General features: G+C 45.8%; 18 protein-coding genes. 17 read left to right on the top strand and 1 reads right to left on the bottom strand.

The genetic code is table 11. The features are described from left to right. Window positions 1–78 precede the first annotated feature (78 nt). The 9 genes from QGT46_RS10965 (at window position 79) to QGT46_RS10925 (ending at window position 10,559) form a co-directional block, all read left to right on the top strand. A complete protein-coding gene (locus QGT46_RS10965) occupies window positions 79–786 on the top strand; it encodes a response regulator transcription factor (protein WP_301590813.1) in 708 nt (235 codons plus the stop codon). Next, window positions 758–2,917, top strand: coding sequence for a sensor histidine kinase (locus tag QGT46_RS10960; RefSeq protein WP_301590811.1), 2,160 nt, complete (start codon window positions 758–760; stop codon window positions 2,915–2,917). The genes QGT46_RS10965 and QGT46_RS10960 overlap by 29 nt, the downstream gene beginning before the upstream one ends. 80 nt (window positions 2,918–2,997) lie before the next feature. Continuing rightward, complete coding sequence (locus tag QGT46_RS10955) at window positions 2,998–4,197, top strand: glycoside hydrolase family 3 protein (RefSeq protein ID WP_301590809.1); 1,200 nt, start codon at window positions 2,998–3,000, stop codon at window positions 4,195–4,197. A 135-nt stretch (window positions 4,198–4,332) separates the two neighbouring features. Continuing rightward, window positions 4,333–5,037 carry a phosphoribosylaminoimidazolesuccinocarboxamide synthase gene (gene purC / locus QGT46_RS10950; RefSeq protein ID WP_024728444.1) on the top strand — a complete coding sequence of 235 codons (705 nt, stop codon included), beginning with the start codon at window positions 4,333–4,335 and terminating at the stop codon, window positions 5,035–5,037. Window positions 5,038–5,060: 23 nt separating this feature from the next. Next, complete coding sequence (gene purF, locus QGT46_RS10945) at window positions 5,061–6,488, top strand: amidophosphoribosyltransferase (RefSeq protein ID WP_301590806.1); 1,428 nt, start codon at window positions 5,061–5,063, stop codon at window positions 6,486–6,488. Between the two features lie 12 nt (window positions 6,489–6,500). Then, window positions 6,501–7,931 carry an adenylosuccinate lyase gene (gene purB / locus QGT46_RS10940; protein WP_301590804.1) on the top strand — a complete coding sequence of 477 codons (1,431 nt, stop codon included), beginning with the start codon at window positions 6,501–6,503 and terminating at the stop codon, window positions 7,929–7,931. A 60-nt stretch (window positions 7,932–7,991) separates the two neighbouring features. Continuing rightward, window positions 7,992–8,540: a diacylglycerol/lipid kinase family protein gene (locus tag QGT46_RS10935; protein WP_301590802.1), complete on the top strand. Its 549-nt coding sequence runs from the start codon at window positions 7,992–7,994 to the stop codon at window positions 8,538–8,540. Further along, window positions 8,524–8,883, top strand: coding sequence for a diacylglycerol/lipid kinase family protein (locus QGT46_RS10930; RefSeq protein WP_301590901.1), 360 nt, complete (start codon window positions 8,524–8,526; stop codon window positions 8,881–8,883). Before QGT46_RS10935 ends, QGT46_RS10930 begins: the two co-directional genes overlap by 17 nt. Window positions 8,884–8,954: 71 nt before the next feature. Next, entirely contained in the window at window positions 8,955–10,559 is a 1,605-nt protein-coding gene (locus QGT46_RS10925) for an amidohydrolase (protein ID WP_301590800.1), read from the top strand. Here QGT46_RS10925 and QGT46_RS10920 read toward each other — a convergent pair. Next, window positions 10,556–11,635: a LacI family DNA-binding transcriptional regulator gene (locus QGT46_RS10920; RefSeq protein ID WP_024728439.1), complete on the bottom strand. Its 1,080-nt coding sequence runs from the start codon at window positions 11,633–11,635 to the stop codon at window positions 10,556–10,558. The two genes, QGT46_RS10925 and QGT46_RS10920, sit on opposite strands and share 4 nt — an antisense overlap. Window positions 11,636–11,965: 330 nt before the next feature. Here QGT46_RS10920 and fsa point away from each other — a divergent pair, with 330 nt between their 5' ends. The 8 genes from fsa to QGT46_RS10880 all read left to right on the top strand — a co-directional run bounded on the left by fsa (window position 11,966) and on the right by QGT46_RS10880 (window position 18,263). Continuing rightward, on the top strand, window positions 11,966–12,619 hold the full coding sequence (fsa, locus tag QGT46_RS10915; RefSeq protein ID WP_024728438.1) for a fructose-6-phosphate aldolase: 654 nt from the start codon (window positions 11,966–11,968) through the stop codon (window positions 12,617–12,619). Between the two features lie 18 nt (window positions 12,620–12,637). Further along, a complete protein-coding gene (locus QGT46_RS10910; RefSeq protein ID WP_024728437.1) occupies window positions 12,638–13,459 on the top strand; it encodes a transketolase in 822 nt (273 codons plus the stop codon). A gap of 1 nt (window position 13,460) precedes the next feature. Continuing rightward, a complete protein-coding gene (locus tag QGT46_RS10905) occupies window positions 13,461–14,399 on the top strand; it encodes a transketolase family protein (protein ID WP_024728436.1) in 939 nt (312 codons plus the stop codon). A gap of 413 nt (window positions 14,400–14,812) precedes the next feature. Continuing rightward, complete coding sequence (locus QGT46_RS10900; protein ID WP_301590797.1) at window positions 14,813–15,058, top strand: hypothetical protein; 246 nt, start codon at window positions 14,813–14,815, stop codon at window positions 15,056–15,058. Between the two features lie 48 nt (window positions 15,059–15,106). Further along, the gene (locus QGT46_RS10895) at window positions 15,107–15,574 is read left to right on the top strand and encodes a helix-turn-helix domain-containing protein (protein WP_301590795.1); all 468 of its coding nucleotides are present in this window, start codon (window positions 15,107–15,109) and stop codon (window positions 15,572–15,574) included. Further along, on the top strand, window positions 15,526–16,599 hold the full coding sequence (locus QGT46_RS10890) for a BglG family transcription antiterminator (protein WP_301590793.1): 1,074 nt from the start codon (window positions 15,526–15,528) through the stop codon (window positions 16,597–16,599). The genes QGT46_RS10895 and QGT46_RS10890 overlap by 49 nt, the downstream gene beginning before the upstream one ends. A gap of 214 nt (window positions 16,600–16,813) precedes the next feature. Beyond that, window positions 16,814–17,692 (top strand): ribokinase, encoded by an 879-nt coding sequence (locus QGT46_RS10885; protein WP_148459629.1) that lies wholly within the window; start codon window positions 16,814–16,816, stop codon window positions 17,690–17,692. A 94-nt stretch (window positions 17,693–17,786) separates the two neighbouring features. Beyond that, window positions 17,787–18,263 (top strand): hypothetical protein, encoded by a 477-nt coding sequence (locus QGT46_RS10880; protein WP_148459630.1) that lies wholly within the window; start codon window positions 17,787–17,789, stop codon window positions 18,261–18,263. The last annotated feature ends 212 nt before the right edge of the window (window positions 18,264–18,475 follow it).

The following is an 18,475-nucleotide window of genomic DNA, read 5'->3' as shown; positions in this document are numbered from 1 at the left end:
TTTTTTCAGAATTGTATTCAATGAAATCTCAGAATTGGATGATACACTGTGGTTATCAAGAAAAAGAGGAGGAAGACTATGGCACAGCCCAAGATTTTAGTAGTAGATGATGACAGAGAGATTGTAGGAGCGATCAAAAAGCGCCTGGAACTGGAAGGATACGATGTAGTTCCCGCCTATAACGGTCTTGAGGCTCTGGATGTGCTCGTGGAGCAGGATATCCAGCTTCTGATTATTGACATTATGATGCCGGGCATGGACGGACTTTCTGCTACCATGAAGATCCGGGAGAGCAAAAACATTCCGATCATCATCCTGTCTGCTAAGACGGAGGAGAGCGATAAGATCTTAGGACTTTCCATGGGGGCAGACGATTATGTCAGCAAACCTTTCCGGCCGGATGAGCTGATTGCAAGGGTAAAATCCCAGCTTCGCAGATATTTACAGCTCGGAAGCAAAGCAGCAGGGCCGGAAGATAAGAACAGGCTGATCCTTGGTGGACTGACACTGGATCTGGACGGTAAGTGTATTTATGTGGACGGGGAACCGGTGAAAGTCACGGCTACAGAGTTTAAGATACTGCATCTCCTGATGAGGCATCCAGGCAGAGTTTTTTCCGCCGAAGAAATCTATGAAAGAGTCTGGGAAGAAGCAGCATATGCAACAGAAAACACAGTGATGGTTCATATTCGGAGGATTCGTGAAAAGATCGAGATCGATCCGAAGAACCCAAAATATTTAAAGGTGGTATGGGGAATTGGATACAAAATGGAAAAAATGGATTAACAGCGGACTGATTGCTGCGGTGATCATCGCCATGGTAGGCGGAGTGCTGTTCGGCATCTATCAGATGCATACCATGGATAATTATAATGACGGACTGGATTTCACAACGATCAAAAAAGGTGAGCGGATGGAAGACTCCGATTACTATGTGCACGCCGTCCAGCGGATTTTAAACAAATGGGTGAAAGAGAATAATCTGATGGACCAGAATTATGAGGATGTTGAATCAGAACTCCCGTTCAATCTTGAAAACGAGATTTTTGTAAAGGCAAAACTTACGATCCAGCCTTACGGCAAAAAAGCCGTGACGAAAGAATACGGTGCCGATGCCAGGACAGGTGCCGATGCCAGGACAGTAAGAAAACCTGTATTTAAGAAAAAGATCGTGATCAACAGAAACGATACGCTGGGGTATGGATTGAATCCCAACAAAAGTATAAGAGCCAAATATGCAAGCAATGCAAATACGGATGAGACTTATAATGATGAATACGAAGATAATGTTATGTCACCGTCGGATTTTTACAATATCAGCGGAAACTCTATGAACAGGGGAAGCCTTTCCCTGCCTCAGACATTTTTTATTGACGATGCTAAGCAGCAGAGACTTGAGTCTGCAGTGATCGAAGTCGGTTTCTACGATGGATATTATAATGCGCTGAATAAACATTACAAGACGTTTCCGGATGTGAGGAAAGAACTGATGATCAAATTGTCTATATTATTGGGGGCAGAGGTTTTGGGGCTTCTTGTTCTGTCAGTGCTGTTTGCACTTCAGAAAAGTCGTGCCAGGTTCTTCAAAAATATAGACCACATCTGGTACGAAGTGATCCTCTGCGTCATAGGATTTGGCCTGTTCCTGGGCACAGGAACGGTGGCGGCTGCATCCATCGGTGTCCTTCAGCAGGAAGAACTGATACCGATCATGACATTTGCAGGGATCGTACTGCTGATGATCGGGATCGTACTCTCCATCTGCCTGCAGACAACGGTCTGGCGCCTGAAGGAAGGGACATTTTTAGAACACACACTTTGTGTGGGCACGGCCCGGAGATGGTACCGCAGGAACAGGCAGAGACGGGAGGCGGAGAAAGAAGCTCTGGAGTTTGCAGACCGTCTGGCAGTGGAACGGCTTTCAATCTACCGAAAAGGAAAGTACCTCATGCTTGCAATTTTCTTTGCAGGGCTGTTTATGATCGGCTGGTCGCCTATTCTGGCAGTGATCGCCCTCTGTGTGGGTGTCCTTGGAATGAAATATCTGGGAGAACATTTTGATGAGGTTGCGAGGCAGCAGAGGGATCTTGGAAAACTGATCCGGCAGATCGAGAGAATCTCGGAGGGAGATCTGAAAGCCGATGCAGACATACCGAAGGAATCCCTGTATTATAACGCGTCGAAACAGCTGAGCAATATCGGAAGCGGCCTGGACAAATCCCTTCAGGACCAGATGAAAGGGGAGCGCATGAAGATCGACCTGATCACAAATGTATCCCATGACCTGAAAACGCCGCTTACGTCGATCATCAGCTATGTGGACCTTCTTGCGAGAGACAGGACACTGTCTCCGGAGGCAAGGGATTATGTGACCATACTGAATCAGAAAACGGAAAGACTGAAAAATACGATTGCTGATCTGTTTGAACTTGCGAAATCTACCAGTGGTGAGGCCAAGGTCACATTGGAGCCGATGGATCTCAAGAAACTGATGGAACAGACCCTCGAGGATATGAGTGATCAGATCAAAGAGTCCGGTTTTAAAGTGAAGTTTCAGTGTGAAGCAGAGCATACGAAATTTAAGGGGGATGTGAACCGTATGTACCGGGTAGTGCAGAATATATTGGAAAATGCACTGAAGTATTCCCTCAAAGGTACAAGGATCTTTGCCACGATCTCAAATCAGGGCAGCAGAGTCTGCCTGACGGTCCAGAATACTTCCGGTTATGAGATGAACTTTACTGAGGAGGAGATCATGGAACGCTTTTACAGAGGAGAAAAATCCAGGACCAGTGAAGGAAACGGCCTGGGACTCTCGATCGCAGACAGCTTTACTGCAAACTGCGGGGGAGAATTTAAGATCGGGATCGACGGAGATCAGTTTAAGGCTATGATCCTGTTCCCGATTCTTCCGTAGGACACAAAGTTTTAAAAGTAAGGACAATGACAGAAGTGCCATTACATGCTATAATAACTTCATTGAAGAAAGGAATTTCTATGATGAGAAGACGTATTACATGCATGCTGCTGGCACTCTGTCTTTTATTATGCGGGTGCAACATTGACGGCAAAAAGGACTATACAAAAACAGAAGATCTGGACGAAGCTACCCTTCAGGGCATGGCAAAGGATATCACAAAAGAGATGACACTGAAACAAAAGATCGGGCAGCTCTTTATGGTATCTATGTATTCACTGGATGGTTCGGGCAGCAAGAACCAGACCAAAGTAACCGGAACGATGAAGAAGACCATGAAGAAGTATCCTGTGGGAGGGATCGTTCTGTTTTCAAAGAATGTCAATTCCGAAAAGCAGTTAAAGCAGCTGATCAAAGACCTTCAGAGTGCTTCCCACATACCGCTGTTCATAGCGGCAGATGAGGAAGGAGGCAGCGTCTCGCGGATCGCCTCCAAGCTTCCGGATGCAGTCAGCCAGTATCCTGACGCCAGGAAGATCGGGGAGACTTATACGGACCGGCAGATCGCAGAGATGGGGAAGGAACAGAGCAGACAGCTTAAGGCCTTCGGGATCAATATGAATCTGGCGCCGGTGGCCGATGTGCTCTCCAATCAAAACAACACGGAGGTCGGAAATCGGGCTTTCGGCTCTGATGCCAAAGAAGTGGCTGCTATTGTAAAGACGCTGGTAAAAAATATGCAGAAGCAGCAAATTTCAGCCACGTTAAAGCATTTTCCGGGAAGCGGCGATGCCCTTGGAGATACCCACAGGGGAGCGGCGGAGACCAAACAGTCCATCCAGGAGCTGAGAAAAGAAGAGTTTCTTCCATTTAAAAGCGGTATGGAGGCAGACGCGGATGCCGTTATGGTTTCCCATCTGATTCTCACCAATGTGACGGATGAGAAAGAGCCGTGCAGTTTAAGCCAGCGGGTGATATCGGACATCCTGAGAGACGAGCTTGAGTACGACGGGCTCATTTTAACCGACGCCATGAATATGAATTCCATCACAGACAGCTATACCTCAGGGGAAGCGGCGGTGAAAGCCATAAAAGCAGGCGTGAACATTGTCGTTATGCCTGAGGATCTGGGACAGGCATTCAAGGCCGTGAAGCGTGCGGTGAAAGATGGAAAGATCGAGGAATCCGTCATTGACAAGGCCGTAAGAAGGATCTTCTATACCAAACTGAAACGGGGTGTGATACAGCCGGATACCATTCTTTTAGAGGATAACCAATAATTTTTTTGGATGTCGAAAAATAAAAATCAGTGCGATAGAAGATATTGCACTGGTATTTTATATGTGATACTATTTGTGAGGAAGCCTCCAAAGCGGGGCAATGCAGTGAAAGCAGAAGAATAAAGGAGATAAGACATGGAGAAACAGGAATTATTATATGAAGGAAAAGCGAAGAAAGTATTTACAACAGAAGATCCGGATTTATTAATTGTCGACTATAAAGATGATGCGACAGCGTTCAACGGAGAGAAAAAAGGAACCATCATCGGAAAAGGCGTTGTAAATAACCGCATGTCCAACTACATGTTCAAGATGCTGGAAGAAAAAGGTGTTCCGACACACTATGTACAGGAACTCAGCGACCGTGAAACAGTCGTAAAAAAGGTGGAGATCGTGCCTTTGGAAGTGATCGTCCGCAATGTGGCTGCAGGAAGCTTTTCCAAGAGACTCGGGATCGAGGAAGGCTTTGAACTGTTAGAGCCTACCCTTGAATTCAGCTACAAAGATGATAATCTTGGGGACCCATTGATCAACGAATATTTTGCTTATGCCATCGGTATCTCCAACCGCAAAGAAGTAGAACGTATCACTGAGTATGCATTTAAAGTAAATGAGGCATTGATCGAGGAATTCAAAAAGATCGGCATTAAACTGGTTGACTTTAAGATCGAATTCGGCCGCTATAAAGATGAAGTCATCTTAGCAGATGAGATCTCTCCGGACACATGCCGCCTTTGGGATTTAGAGACAAACCAGAAATTAGACAAGGACCGTTTCCGCAGAGATTTAGGAGACGTGGAAGAGGCATACGAAGAAGTATACAGAAGACTTGGTTTATAATTTATTCACAGAGAGGCTTGAAAATGGACATAGAACGTTTTGACAAGTTAGGAGAAGAGTGCGGCGTCTTCGGAGTCTATGATTTTGACGGCAATGACGTGGCTTCTACGATTTATTATGGTTTATTTGCGCTTCAGCACCGGGGACAGGAAAGCTGCGGGATCGCGGTTTCCGATACCAATGGTCCGAAAAGGAAGGTTTCTTCCAGGAAGGGTATGGGACTCTGTAATGAAGTCTTTACCCAGGAGTCTTTAGGCGAACTGAAAGGCGATATCGGTGTCGGCCATGTGAGGTATTCTACTGCAGGACAGAGCTGTCCCGAGAATGCGCAGCCGCTCGTATTAAATTATGTCAAAGGTACTCTGGGTCTGGCCCACAACGGTAATCTGATCAATGCGCTGGAGTTAAGGCATGAACTGGAATATTCCGGAGCTATTTTTCAGACGACCATAGATTCTGAAGTGATCGCTTACCATATTGCCAGGGAGAGGGTCAATACCCACAGTGTGGAAGACGCAGTGGCAAAGGCCATCCGCAAGATAAAGGGCGCATACTCTCTTGTGGTGATGTCTCCGAGGAAGCTCATTGGGGCAAGAGATCCATATGGCTTTAAGCCGCTCTGCATCGGAAAGAGAGACAATGCCTATATCCTGGCGTCCGAGACCTGTGCTCTGGACACGGTAGGCGCTGAGTTTGTCCGGGATGTGGAGCCGGGTGAGATCGTTACGATCACAAAAGACGGCATTCAGTCGGACTGCAGTATGTGCCTTCCAAAGGGCGAAGCTGCCAGATGTGTCTTTGAATACATTTATTTTGCGCGGCCGGACAGCTGTATCGACGGAGTCAGCGTGTACCAGTCAAGACTTCAGGCGGGAAAATATCTGGCGATCGATTCGCCGGTGGATGCGGACGTCGTCGTGGGAGTGCCGGAATCCGGCAATGCCGCTGCACTGGGCTACTCTCTGGAATCGGGGATCCCTTATGGAACAGCTTTCGTGAAGAATACTTATGTGGGACGAACATTTATTAAACCGAAGCAGAGCAGCCGGGAGTCCAGCGTGCAGGTTAAGCTGAATGTCTTAAAAGAATCTGTAAGAGGAAAGAGAGTCATCATGATCGACGACTCTATCGTCCGGGGTACAACCAGCGACCGGATCATCTCCATGCTCAGAGAGGCGGGAGCCAGTGAGGTCCACGTAAGAATCAGTTCTCCGCCGTTCTTATGGCCGTGTTATTTTGGGACCGATGTTCCTGCCAGAGAGCAGCTGATAGCGTATAACCGAAGTATTGATGAAATTTGTGATCTGATTGGAGCGGACAGCCTGGGATACTTAAAGACTGAGAGATTGGAACAGCTCTCTGAGGGGCTGCCGATCTGCAAAGGCTGTTTTACGGGAGAATATCCGATGGAACCGCCGAAGGAAGATATCCGCGGAGATTATGATAAATAAGGAGAAGAATTCATGAACAATAAATATCAGAGCCCCTTATCCGAACGATATGCCAGTAAAGAGATGCAGTATATCTTTTCACCGGATATGAAGTTCAAAACATGGAGGAAACTGTGGATCGCACTGGCCGAAGTGGAAAAGGAACTGGGACTTTCTATTACACAGGAACAGATCGACGAGCTGAAAGAACATGCGGAAGACATTAACTATGATGTTGCAAAAGAGCGTGAGAAGTTAGTCCGCCATGATGTGATGTCCCATGTTTATGCCTATGGAAAGCAGTGCCCTAATGCTAAAGGGATTATCCATCTGGGAGCTACTTCTTGCTATGTTGGAGACAATACTGACATTATCATCATGACAGAGGCATTAAAGCTTGTGAAGAAAAAGCTTGTGAACGTGATTGCTGAGCTTTCCAAGTTTGCTGTAGAATACAAAGACCTTCCGACCCTTGGTTTTACGCATTTCCAGCCTGCACAGCCGACAACAGTCGGAAAACGGGCAAGCCTCTGGCTGATGGATCTTGTGTATGATCTGGAGGATCTTGACCATGTTATCGATAATATGCGTCTTCTCGGGTCCAAGGGAACGACCGGGACTCAGGCAAGCTTTTTGGAACTGTTTGAGGGAGACCACGGCACGATCAAAAAGATCGACGGTATGATTGCTGAAAAGATGGGATTTGACAAGTGCCAGCCGGTATCCGGACAGACCTATTCAAGAAAGATCGACTCCAGAGTACTGAATATATTAAGCGGCATCGCACAGTCTGCCCATAAGTTCTCCAATGATATCCGTCTCCTCCAGCATTTGAAGGAGGTAGAGGAGCCGTTTGAGAAGAATCAGATCGGATCTTCCGCTATGGCATACAAGAGAAATCCGATGAGAAGCGAACGTATGGCTTCCCTGGCTGACTATGTGATCTCTGATGCCATGAATCCTGCGCTGGTAGCTTCTACCCAGTGGTTTGAGAGAACTCTGGATGACTCAGCCAATAAGCGTCTTTCTGTGCCGGAAGGATTTCTTGCTATTGACGGCATTCTGGATCTGTACCTGAATGTCGTGGATGGTCTGGTCGTTTATCCTAAGGTTATTGAAAGCCGCCTCATGAAAGAACTTCCGTTTATGGCAACGGAAAATATCATGATGGACGCAGTAAAAGCAGGCGGAGACCGCCAGGAACTTCATGAAAAGATCCGTGTACATTCTATGGCGGCCGGGAAAATGGTCAAAGAAGAAGGAAAAGAAAACGACCTGTTGGAGAGAATCGCGAACGATCCTTCCTTCGGAATGACGATGGAACAGCTGGAAGCGATTATGGAACCGAAAAATTTCGTGGGACGTGCACCGCAGCAGACAGAGGAATTTGTCAGTGAAGTTATAAAGCCCATCCTGGATGAAAATAAAGAAATGCTCGGTATGACAGCCGAGATCACGGTATAGTATTCATATGACGGAAAGCTCCTTTTAAAAGGGGCTTTTCTCTGCTTATAGGGGATGATAATGTATTATTTTATTGTAAATCCAAATGCAGGGTCCAGAAAAGGGATGCACTGCTGGGAGGAGATCAGGACATATCTTCTGAAAGAGGGGATTGATTTTCGGGAACTCCTGACCAAAGGTGAGGGAGACGCCATGCGATTCGCAGAGCGGATCACAGGGAAAGGCCGGCCGGATGTGATCGTGGCAGTGGGAGGCGACGGAACCCTCCATGAGACGGTTTCGGGAATGAAGAAAGGCACAGAGGCGAAGCTGGCTTTCATCCCTGCAGGGTCCGGCAATGACTTTGCCAGGGGGATGGGATATTCTAAAGACCCGAAAGAGAGGATCAGGAGCATTTTAGCAGATGAGGACGGGGCAGGAATCAATGTGGGAAACGCTTTTGCTTCCGGAGCTTCGGGGTGTTTCCTTGTCAGCTCCGGTATAGGATATGACGCCCGGGTCTGCCACATGGTCAATCACGCAAAGGCAAAGCAAATGATGAACCGGCTCCGTATGGGGAAGCAGACTTATCTGGGGATCGGCCTTCGTGACGATGCGCCTGGTCCTTGACGATTCCATGGAAGAGGTGTTTCACGACGTGCTGTTTGCATCGGTCCATAATCTGCCCTATGAGGGCGGAGGCCTGAAATTCTCACCGGATGCCCGGCCGGATGACAGCTTTCTGGATCTGTGCATTGTGGCAGGTATATCAAAGGCAAAGATGATCCGGCTGCTGTCCAAAGTACCCGGAGGAAAGCATGTAGGCTGTCCAGGTGTTTACAGCTTCCACTGCCGGAAGGCAGAATTTTTTATGGAGAAACCTCAATTCTTTCATATGGACGGAGAAGTGCCTGGGCAGTTCTGCCACGTGACGGCAGGGATCGATTCTGAAGATTTGAAGATTTTGGGCTGACCGGAGGAGTAAAAATGTCCCGGTCTGTAAATCCTAACAGGGACAATGATTTACAGAGAGGAAGGGATCAGATGGACAGGATATACTATAACGGGGATATTCTCACAATGGAAGACACCCAGACAGAGCCGGAGGCGGTTTTGATATCGGACGGGATCATTGCATTCACAGGAAGCCTGGAAGAAGCAGTGAGGGCTGCGCAGCATCCGGAGATGATAGATCTTAACGGGAAGACCCTGATGCCGGCGTTTATAGACGGACACAGTCATATTTCTCTTGTGGCACAGTTTTCACAGTTTGCAGATTTGTCCGGATGCGAAAGCTTTTCAGATATCAAAATGCGCCTGGCTGCATTTCAGAAGGAAAAAAAGATTGGTGCAGGCGGGGCTGTCATAGGTGTGGGGTATGACCACAATTTTCTGGAAGAAAAGAAGCACCCGGATAAACATATATTGGATGAAGTGTCAGATCAAGTACCCGTATTTGTCCTGCATGCGTCCGGGCATATGGGGGTTGGAAATTCAGTTTTATTAAAAGAGTCAGGGATCGACGCGTCGACACCGAATATGGAAGGCTCCAGATTTGGCAGGATACCGGGAACTATGGAACCGGACGGGTATGCGGAAGAGACGAAGGCACTGAACCTGCTTCTGGCTCAGGTATATGCAAAGATTCCAAGGGACCCGAAAGCACAGATAGAGAAAGCCCAGGAACTTTACCTGTCCTATGGAATTACTACGGTTCAGGACGGTGCGGCATCCGGACAGGATGTGGAGGCTTTATTTGAGGCTGCGAAAGAGGGGCTGCTGAAAGCAGACGTGGTTTCTTATGTTCTCGTCGGTGAAGAACCTGAAAAGCTGGAGCGGGAATATGCAGAGCTTAAAAAAGCATACTGGAATCACATGAAACTGGGCGGACGGAAAGTGATCCTGGACGGATCTCCACAGGGAAAGACCGCGTGGCTGTCGAAACCCTATGTGGGAGAAGAAAAGTACCGGGGATATCCGGCAATGGAACGGGAGAAAGTACAGAAATATGTCCGGGATGCCATAGAAAGCGGTGTACAGATCCTCGCCCACTGCAACGGAGACGTGGCTTCTCAGCAGTGGATCGACAGTTTTGAAAACGCTATGGAACAGTGCGGTGTCTCAAAAGACGATGATTTGAGGCCGGTCATGATCCACTGTCAGACAGTGCGGAAAGATCAGCTTTTCAGGATGAAAAACATCGGTATGATCCCGTCTATGTTTGTAGACCATGTTTACTACTGGGGTGACATTCATTTAAAGAATCTGGGAGAAGAAAGGGCAGAAGCCATAAGTCCTGCCAAGTCTGCATTTGAGCAGGGGCTTTGTGTGAATTTTCATCAGGATGCGCCGGTGGTTCCTCCGGACATGCTGCATACGGTGTGGTGTGCAGCAAGCCGCATGACCCGGGAAGGAAAGAGCCTGGGAGAAGAGGAGCGGGTCAGTGTCTATGAGGCGCTGAAAGCCGTGACGATCAACGGGGCCTATGCTTATTTTGAAGAAGACAAAAAAGGGAGTATAGCCGAAGGAAAACTTGCAGACCTTGTGATCCTCGATCGGAATCCACTGAAAACACCTATCTCAGAACTGAAAGACATCAAGGTGACGGAGACGTTGAAGGAGGGAGAGACTGTGTACCGGAAACGCTAGGTGTTCCTGGCTTTTCCGGTACTTTTTCTTTTGACGATGAACGGCTCAAACTCAAGTTTTGTCACGAAGCTCCTCGGCCTGTTTTTCGTCTTGGATTCCCTGTGTCTCACTATGATATCCACTGCCTCCCGCCCCTTAGCCTCGATAGAGTGTTCCACCGTTGTGAGGGAGATCCTTCGCATGTCTGCCATGGGAATGTTGTCAAAGCCGCAGACAGAAAAATCGTTCGGAACCTTGTACTTCATATCAAAAAGGGCATCTAAGATTCCCAGGGCGACCATGTCGTTGTAGGCCACAAATGCAGTGGAATCTGTTCCCTCGGTAAGGATTTCTTTGGTCAGGTTAAAGCCGCAGGAATACTCCAGCATGTTCGGGGAAAGGGTGTTGTACTCCCCGGTCGACACAGAGCGGCAGGTGACATTTTCCGGATCAAAGCCATGCTCATAGAAGGCCTTTTTCAGTCCCTCAAAGCGCTTGGACCGGGAACGCTCGATCGTACTCATGGGCGTTGAAACGTAGGTGATTTTTCGGTGTCCGAGAGAGAGCAGGTGCTCTGCTACCAGATAAGCCGGTTTGGTGCTGCTGACATGGATGGAGTCAAACATGATGTCGTCATTTTTGTCTCCGATGTTGATCACGGGGATATGTTTGGACATTTCATTTACATCCTCAAGCCACGAAGTCGGGTACAGGTAGACGATGCCCGCCGCGTCAAAATCCTGGATCATATTCAGGTAGAACTGCTCGGTGTTGGGATTCCTCAGAGTAGGGGCCGCGAAAGTGACATATCCGTAGTCGTGAGCGCGCTCTGTGATAGAATGGACAAGAATCGAATAGTAGTGATTGGATAAGAAAGGACACATGATGACAATCACTTTGGAAAGCCCGACCAACTGAGCTTCCTTCTTTTTCTTTTTTTCATATCCGAGTTCCTTTGCCGCATTTAAAACTTTGAGCCTTGTTTCCTCAGAAAAAGATACATTGTTTTTTTTGTTCAGAATCATTGACACTGCGGACTGGGAAACATTTGCATATCTTGCGATATCTTTTGTAGTAACCTTTTTTTTTGAAGCCATAAATCCTCCTAATCAAAAAAATATTTATTAATTAATATTCATTAATAAAAACGAGATATATTACTAATAAAATAAAAAATATTAATTGCCTGACAAAAGCATAACATAAATGGAATAGAAAAAACAGATAAAACCTAGGTTTTTTTTTGATGGGTGAATTTGGTATACAATAACCATAAATTTTCGGCTATTAATAAACCATAAAATTATTAATAAATTCACTTTAAATCGCATAAACACTGGGGTTTAAGAGTTTGACAAACCGGGGGGATACATGGTTAAATGATACCAGAGCAAAAGTGCAGCAATTCATTTTAGGAGGAAGATAATATGAGATTTTTTTTAGACACAGCAAATGTAGAAGACATTAAAAAAGCAAACGACATGGGTGTGATCTGCGGAGTAACAACAAATCCGTCACTGATCGCTAAATCCGGAAGACAGTTTGAAGATGTCATCAAAGAAATCACTTCTATCGTAGACGGAGCTATCAGCGGGGAAGTCAAAGCGACGACAACCGATGCAGAAGGAATGATCAAAGAGGGAAGAGAAATCGCAAAGATCCACCCGAACATGGTAGTTAAAATTCCTACAACTATAGAAGGGTTAAAGGCTACAAAAGTATTATCTTCTGAGGGAGTTAAGACAAACCTGACTCTCGTATTTAATCCGACACAGGCACTGCTTGCAGCAAGGGCAGGAGCTACATATGTTTCTCCATTCTTAGGAAGATTAGATGACATTTCTCAGAATGGTCTGGATCTGATTGCCGATATTGTTGAGATTTTTGAGGCAGGCGGAATTGATACGCAGATTATCTGTGCAAGTGTCCGCAATCCGATCCACGTAATCGAGTGTGCGAAGATGGGCGCAGACATCGCTACCGTACCTTACAATGTCATTGAGCAGATGATGAACCATCCTCTGACAGACCAGGGAATCGCAAAATTCCAGGCAGACTATAAAGCAGTATTTGGAGAATAAGAAAGGTTGGGAGAAAAAATGACAGTGGCAGAATTACAAAAAACAGCCAATGAGATCCGTAAAGGGATCATAAAAGCGACACACGCTGCAAAATCCGGACATCCGGGCGGATCTTTATCATCCGCAGACATGTTTGCATATTTATATTTTGAAGAGATGAACATCGATCCGGAAAATCCCAAGATGGAAGACAGAGACCGTTTCGTGCTGTCCAAGGGACATGTAGCGCCGGGACTTTACTCCACACTTGCAGAGAGAGGATTCTTCCCTAAAGAAGATTTACTCACACTGCGCCATATTGATTCTTATTTACAGGGACACCCTGACATGAAGAAAATCCCTGGAGTCGACATGTCCAGCGGATCTTTGGGACAGGGCATCTCCGCGGCAGTGGGAATGGCTGTGGCTGCAAAATTACAGGGAAAAGACTACCGCACTTACACCCTGCTTGGTGACGGAGAGATCCAGGAAGGACAGGTATGGGAAGCTGCCATGAGCGCAGGGTTCAGAAAGCTTGACAACCTTGTTGTCATCGTGGACAACAACGGCCTTCAGATCGACGGAAAAGTTGACGATGTGTGTTCACCATATCCGATCGATACAAAATTTGAAGCGTTCAACTTCAATGTGATTAATATCGACGGACATAACTTTGACGAGATTGCCGACGCACTGAAAAAAGCAAAAGAGTGCAAAGGGAAACCGACGGCTATCATCATGAAGACCGTCAAAGGAAAGGGAGTTTCCTTCATGGAAAATCAGGTCGGATGGCATGGTTCTGCTCCGAATGACGAACAATGTGAACAGGCATTGAATGAATTAGAGAAGGTGGGATGTTAAGATGGCAGATGTAAAGAAAATCGCAACCAGAGAAAGCTATGGAAATGCCCTGGCTGAATTAGGAAAAGAAAATCCAAACGTAGTAGTATTAGATGCCGATCTGGCAGCTGCTACCAAGACAGGCGTGTTTAAGAAGGAATTTCCGGAGCGTCATATTGACTGCGGTATCGCAGAGTGCAACATGGTGGGAATGGGAGCAGGTCTTGCTGCCAGCGGTATGATCCCGTTTGTCAGCACATTTGCAATGTTCGCCGCAGGACGTGCATATGAGCAGGTAAGAAACGGTGTGGGATACCCTCACTTAAACGTAAAAATCGGGGCTACCCACGGCGGTATCTCCGTTGGAGAAGACGGTGCGACTCACCAGTGCTGCGAGGATGTGGCGTTAATGCGCACAATCCCTGGGATGACGGTCATCGTGCCTTCCGATGATGTGGAAGCAAAGGCAGTTGTAAAGGCAGCAGCAGAACTTGACGGACCTGTATATATGAGATTCGGGCGTCTGGCTGTGCCTGTGATCAATGATACAGCAGACTATAAGTTTGAGATTGGAAAAGGTACTGTGTTAAGAGAAGGTACCGATGTGACCATTATTGCAAACGGACTTTGTGTAGGTGAGAGTCTTGAAGCTGCTGAGAAGCTTGCTGCTGACGGAATCAATGCAAAAGTCATCAACATGGCAACGGTAAAGCCGCTGGATGATGAGCTGGTGATCGCCGCAGCAAAAGAGACTGGAAAAGTGGTTACAGTGGAAGAACACTCTGTGATCGGAGGACTCGGAAGCGCTGTATGCGATGTGCTGAGCGAGAAAGCACCGACTCCGGTACTGAAACTTGGGGTACAGGATGTATTCGGACATTCAGGACCGGCAGTGGAACTGATCAAAGAATTCGGACTGGACAGCGAAGGAATTTACAAGAGCGTGAAAGCGTTTGTATAGAAAAAAATATTTTATAGGATTGAAAAAGAGATCTCAGTTGAGGTCTCTTTTTTAGTTATTCGAAAAGTTCTCTGTGCAGGATGTTTGAGTTTTTTACCACTATTTCCGGCACGCTTTAAAATGCGTTCCTCCAATAGTGATAAAAAACTATTGTTAGATAATTCCATTTGTTCGATGAGTACTTATCCAGTAGATATTACGTTTATTTTCTACATGATTGGAGTGAGGCATTCTAAGAGCCGAACGAAAATCATGTGGAAAATGTCATACAACTTTCCTCGGTGAAGGCAAAAAATCTACCGCATTAAAATGTCCTGACTCAATAATTTGATGAAAATTTTCTATGATATACTTAAATTATCAAAAAGCAGGTGTGAAAGGATTTCAATTTTATTGAGAGGAGCCTGGAAGAGATGAGACGTTCAAAAGATAAATTCTATAAGAGACAAATATTTGACTGCCTCATGGAAGGAAAAGTAGTTGCAGCCGGGAAGATTGCACAGGAAGTCGGCCTTTCTGAAAAATCTGTGAGAAACAAGCTGGATGGAATGAATGAATTTCTATTGCAGAATAATCTTGGAGAAATCCAGCGCAAGCCGAGGGTGTGGGTATGGCTGAAGGCTTCTGATGAACAGAAAGAAAAGATTCAAGCAATTTAGAGTAAGAAAAGAAAATATCAGGTAGGAAATTACGATCCGGGGGAGCGGATGACAGAAACCCTGAAGCTGTTTTTCAACCTGCGGCCATGGCAGACCCTTACGACACAGAAGCTGTCGGAAAAACTGTATCTGAGCGTTCCCACAATGCTGAAGGTGCTGAAAGAATGTGAAGAATGGCTGAAGCAGTACCATATTATACTGGTCAACGAAAGGGGAAAAGGATACCGGCTGAAAAGCAAGGAAAATGAATGGAAGTACCGGTTTACTGACGAATCGTTCTATAAAATTTTGATTTACTGCTGTCTGGCGTATAAAAGAAAGGAATTGGAGATCCCTCTGGTAAGTGATTATTACCAGGAAGAACTGAAGATTCTTAAAAAGTATACGGAGTATGCGTATACGGTTGCTATTTTGAGAAATTGGAGGAGGTGTTCCATGTACACTTCCTGTCAGAGGATATCTTATTCTTGTCCATTCAAATCCTGTGTTCTAAATTCCTTGGTATTTCAGAAGTAGAACTTACCCTGGAGCAGGTGAGGAAATATGATAATAAGCTGGTTGAATTCGTAGACAGAATGTTAAAAATGATTGGGGATGTTCTGGAAGTAGACCTGACATCGGATAAGAAGGTCAAAGAGAGTTTGATCGTGCATCTCCGCCCTACAATTTTCAGGTTAAGATACGGCACTCCTCAGGACAATGCCCTGATTGACTTTATCAAAGAGGAGTATAAAAATGTATTTCGGGCCAGCTGGGTGATCAGTATTTTATTTGAGGAAAGCTATCATCTCCAGATTACAGAAGACGAAATAGGATACATTGTTTTATATAATCAGGCGGCCATAGAAAGGAAAAAGCATCAATATGATGCATTAGTGATCACTGATTCCAATATGGGGCATGCACAGCTGATCAAAGAGAGAATACGGAAGTTTGTGCCGGAAATAGGGAAATTAGTGTTTGTCAGTACACACGACTACAAAACAGAGGACTATTGGGACTATGATCTGATCATTTCGTCGAAGGATATGAAGACAAAGGACAAGAGAGTTGCAGTGATTCCGAATATTTTAAATAAAAATGGTATTGTTGGGCTGAGAAATCATTTGGATGATATGAATTCTCAGATGATCGAGAATGAAAATCCTTTTTCTCCGGAACTGATCTTTGCGGAACTGAAGGTTCAGACAAAAGAAGAATGTTTACAGGTTATGTGTGAGGCCATGAAAAAAAAGGGAGTCGTAAAAGATGATTTTTATGGCACCGTCATGGAACGGGAGAGAAATACGACAACAACGATCGGAAATGGGATCAGCCTTCCCCATGGCTCGCCGACTGCCGTCAATGAGCCAAAGGTTGCGGTGGCTATTTTAGAAGAACCGGTCATCTGGGATGATGAGCAGATACAGATTGTATTTTTGCTGGGGTTTAAAATGAACACGAGAGATGAGATCCACCGTATACAGTTATTCTACAAGGAATATGTATCCCTGATCGATACGGAGGAAAAGATCAAGATGCTCAGGAACCGGGCTTCATAAAGGAAATTCAGAAAAGAACTGAACAGAAGGTGTACCCGGCACTGAAAGAAAATATTTGTATCGTACCGGCACAGCTTGGAGAAGACTGCGGTCTGATCGGAGCCGCATATCTGGCAATGCAGAAAGCAGGCTTATAACATATGGGTTCTGAGAGGGTATGAAATATGTCCGGAGAATGATATAATAAAATCAAAAGGTGTGGGAGGCAGTTTATATGAAAGTTTTAAATTACGGTTCCTTAAACTATGATTTTGTATATCAGGTAGATCACATCACAGAGGCAGGAGAAACGCAGGCATCTGAAAAAAGGGAAACCTTCTGTGGAGGAAAAGGGCTGAACCAGTCCATAGCCCTTGCAAAAGCCGGAGCAGAGGTTTTTCAGGGCGGAACGGTCGGCGCTGACGGACAGATGCTTCTCGATGAACTGAATAAATACGGGGTGGACACCTCCTTTGTGCGGAAAATTGACGGCGAGACCGGACATGCGGTCATACAGGTAGATCGGAATGCACAAAACGGAATTCTTCTATTCGGAGGAGCGAATGTGAGGCAGACAAAGCATGAGATGAATCAGGCTCTGGATGCATTCGGACAGGGAGATTTTCTGCTGATCCAGAATGAGATTAATCTTTTAGACTATCTGATTGACAGTGCATTTGACCGGGGGCTTCGCATTGTCTGCAACCCTTCTCCTTATAATCGAACTCTTGAACAATGTGACTTTTCAAAAATTTCTATCTTTATGCTCAACGAAGTAGAAGGTTTTCAGATGACAGGGGAAAGAGAGCCGGAAAAAATCCTGGATGTGATGGCGGAGCGGTTTCCTCAGGCAGAAGCCGTGCTGACTTTAGGGGAAAAAGGTGCTGTTTACCGGAAGGGATCTGTGAAGGTCAGGCAGGACTGTATACCGGCTGATGTGGCGGACACCACTGCCGCAGGAGATACTTTTACCGGCTATTTTATCGCAGGTATTATAGAAGGGATGAGTCCCGCGGACAACTTGAAACGGTGTGCGAAAGCGTCATCCATAACTGTATCCAGAAAGGGAGCGGCACCGTCAATACCGACATCGGATGAAGTCGATATTATTTGAAGTTTCTGAATATTATCTTATATGGAAAAATATGTTGTTTTTCTTTCCTTGCCGGAGTATAATAATATTAACACAAAAGAAGGAGGAACAGCGAATGGACAACAATGAATTACTCATACAGATAGAAAAGTTACTGGATTGCAAACTAGAAGGAAGATTCGATTCATTAGAAGGAAGGCTTGATTCATTAGAAGAAAAATTCGATTCATTAGAAGGAAGGTTCAACTCACTAGAAGAAAAATTCGATTCATTAGAAGGAAGGTTCAACTCACTAGAAGGAAGATTCAACTCACTAGAAGGAAGATTCAATTCATTAGAGCTAAAAGTGCAGTCCATAGATGACAGGCTGATCGCAGTGGAGGAGGACCTATCCCCTATCAAGAGAACCTGCCTCCGTGTGGAGAACGAGATCATTCCAAAGCTGGATGCCCTCTATGAGGACAGGATTCCGCATGCAGAGTTCAGCAGATTAAGCGACCGAGTGGAAAAAAATACACATATGCTGTTAGTGATGAAGGACGTAATCATCAATCACAGTGGTGAGATACAGCACTTAAAAGAGGTAAAATAATCTTTGGTACTTATGACAGCATAAAGCAAAACACCAGCTCAATTTGAACTGGTGTTTTATAAGTATGACGGGCATGTCCGTGTTCTGTGGTGCAAGTCCACATAGGCGTAGCTACCGACGAACTTGTAAGCGACTCCCAAGGTTTGCATCGTGAGGTGTGGGCGAGAAGAAGGGATAGCGAAATCGTAGCCCTACGGACAGAAACCCGATAT

It is taken from the genome of Anaerostipes faecis, from assembly GCF_910574135.1.
Lineage (GTDB): Bacteria > Bacillota > Clostridia > Lachnospirales > Lachnospiraceae > Anaerostipes > Anaerostipes hominis.
This window is presented reverse-complemented; position numbering and strand designations above follow the sequence as displayed.

Bases quoted from the DNA above. Each gene is read 5' to 3' on its own strand.
- QGT46_RS10965 (WP_301590813.1), top strand. From the start codon at position 79: ATGGCACAGCCCAAGATTTTAGTAGTAGATGATGACAGAGAGATTGTA.
- QGT46_RS10955 (WP_301590809.1), top strand. From the start codon at position 2,998: ATGATGAGAAGACGTATTACATGCATGCTGCTGGCACTCTGTCTTTTA.
- purC (WP_024728444.1), top strand. From the start codon at position 4,333: ATGGAGAAACAGGAATTATTATATGAAGGAAAAGCGAAGAAAGTATTT.
- purF (WP_301590806.1), top strand. From the start codon at position 5,061: ATGGACATAGAACGTTTTGACAAGTTAGGAGAAGAGTGCGGCGTCTTC.
- purB (WP_301590804.1), top strand. From the start codon at position 6,501: ATGAACAATAAATATCAGAGCCCCTTATCCGAACGATATGCCAGTAAA.
- QGT46_RS10935 (WP_301590802.1), top strand. From the start codon at position 7,992: ATGTATTATTTTATTGTAAATCCAAATGCAGGGTCCAGAAAAGGGATG.
- QGT46_RS10930 (WP_301590901.1), top strand. From the start codon at position 8,524: ATGCGCCTGGTCCTTGACGATTCCATGGAAGAGGTGTTTCACGACGTG.
- QGT46_RS10925 (WP_301590800.1), top strand. From the start codon at position 8,955: ATGGACAGGATATACTATAACGGGGATATTCTCACAATGGAAGACACC.
- QGT46_RS10920 (WP_024728439.1), bottom strand. From the start codon at position 11,635: ATGGCTTCAAAAAAAAAGGTTACTACAAAAGATATCGCAAGATATGCA.
- fsa (WP_024728438.1), top strand. From the start codon at position 11,966: ATGAGATTTTTTTTAGACACAGCAAATGTAGAAGACATTAAAAAAGCA.
- QGT46_RS10910 (WP_024728437.1), top strand. From the start codon at position 12,638: ATGACAGTGGCAGAATTACAAAAAACAGCCAATGAGATCCGTAAAGGG.
- QGT46_RS10905 (WP_024728436.1), top strand. From the start codon at position 13,461: ATGGCAGATGTAAAGAAAATCGCAACCAGAGAAAGCTATGGAAATGCC.
- QGT46_RS10900 (WP_301590797.1), top strand. From the start codon at position 14,813: ATGAGACGTTCAAAAGATAAATTCTATAAGAGACAAATATTTGACTGC.
- QGT46_RS10895 (WP_301590795.1), top strand. From the start codon at position 15,107: ATGACAGAAACCCTGAAGCTGTTTTTCAACCTGCGGCCATGGCAGACC.
- QGT46_RS10885 (WP_148459629.1), top strand. From the start codon at position 16,814: ATGAAAGTTTTAAATTACGGTTCCTTAAACTATGATTTTGTATATCAG.
- QGT46_RS10880 (WP_148459630.1), top strand. From the start codon at position 17,787: ATGGACAACAATGAATTACTCATACAGATAGAAAAGTTACTGGATTGC.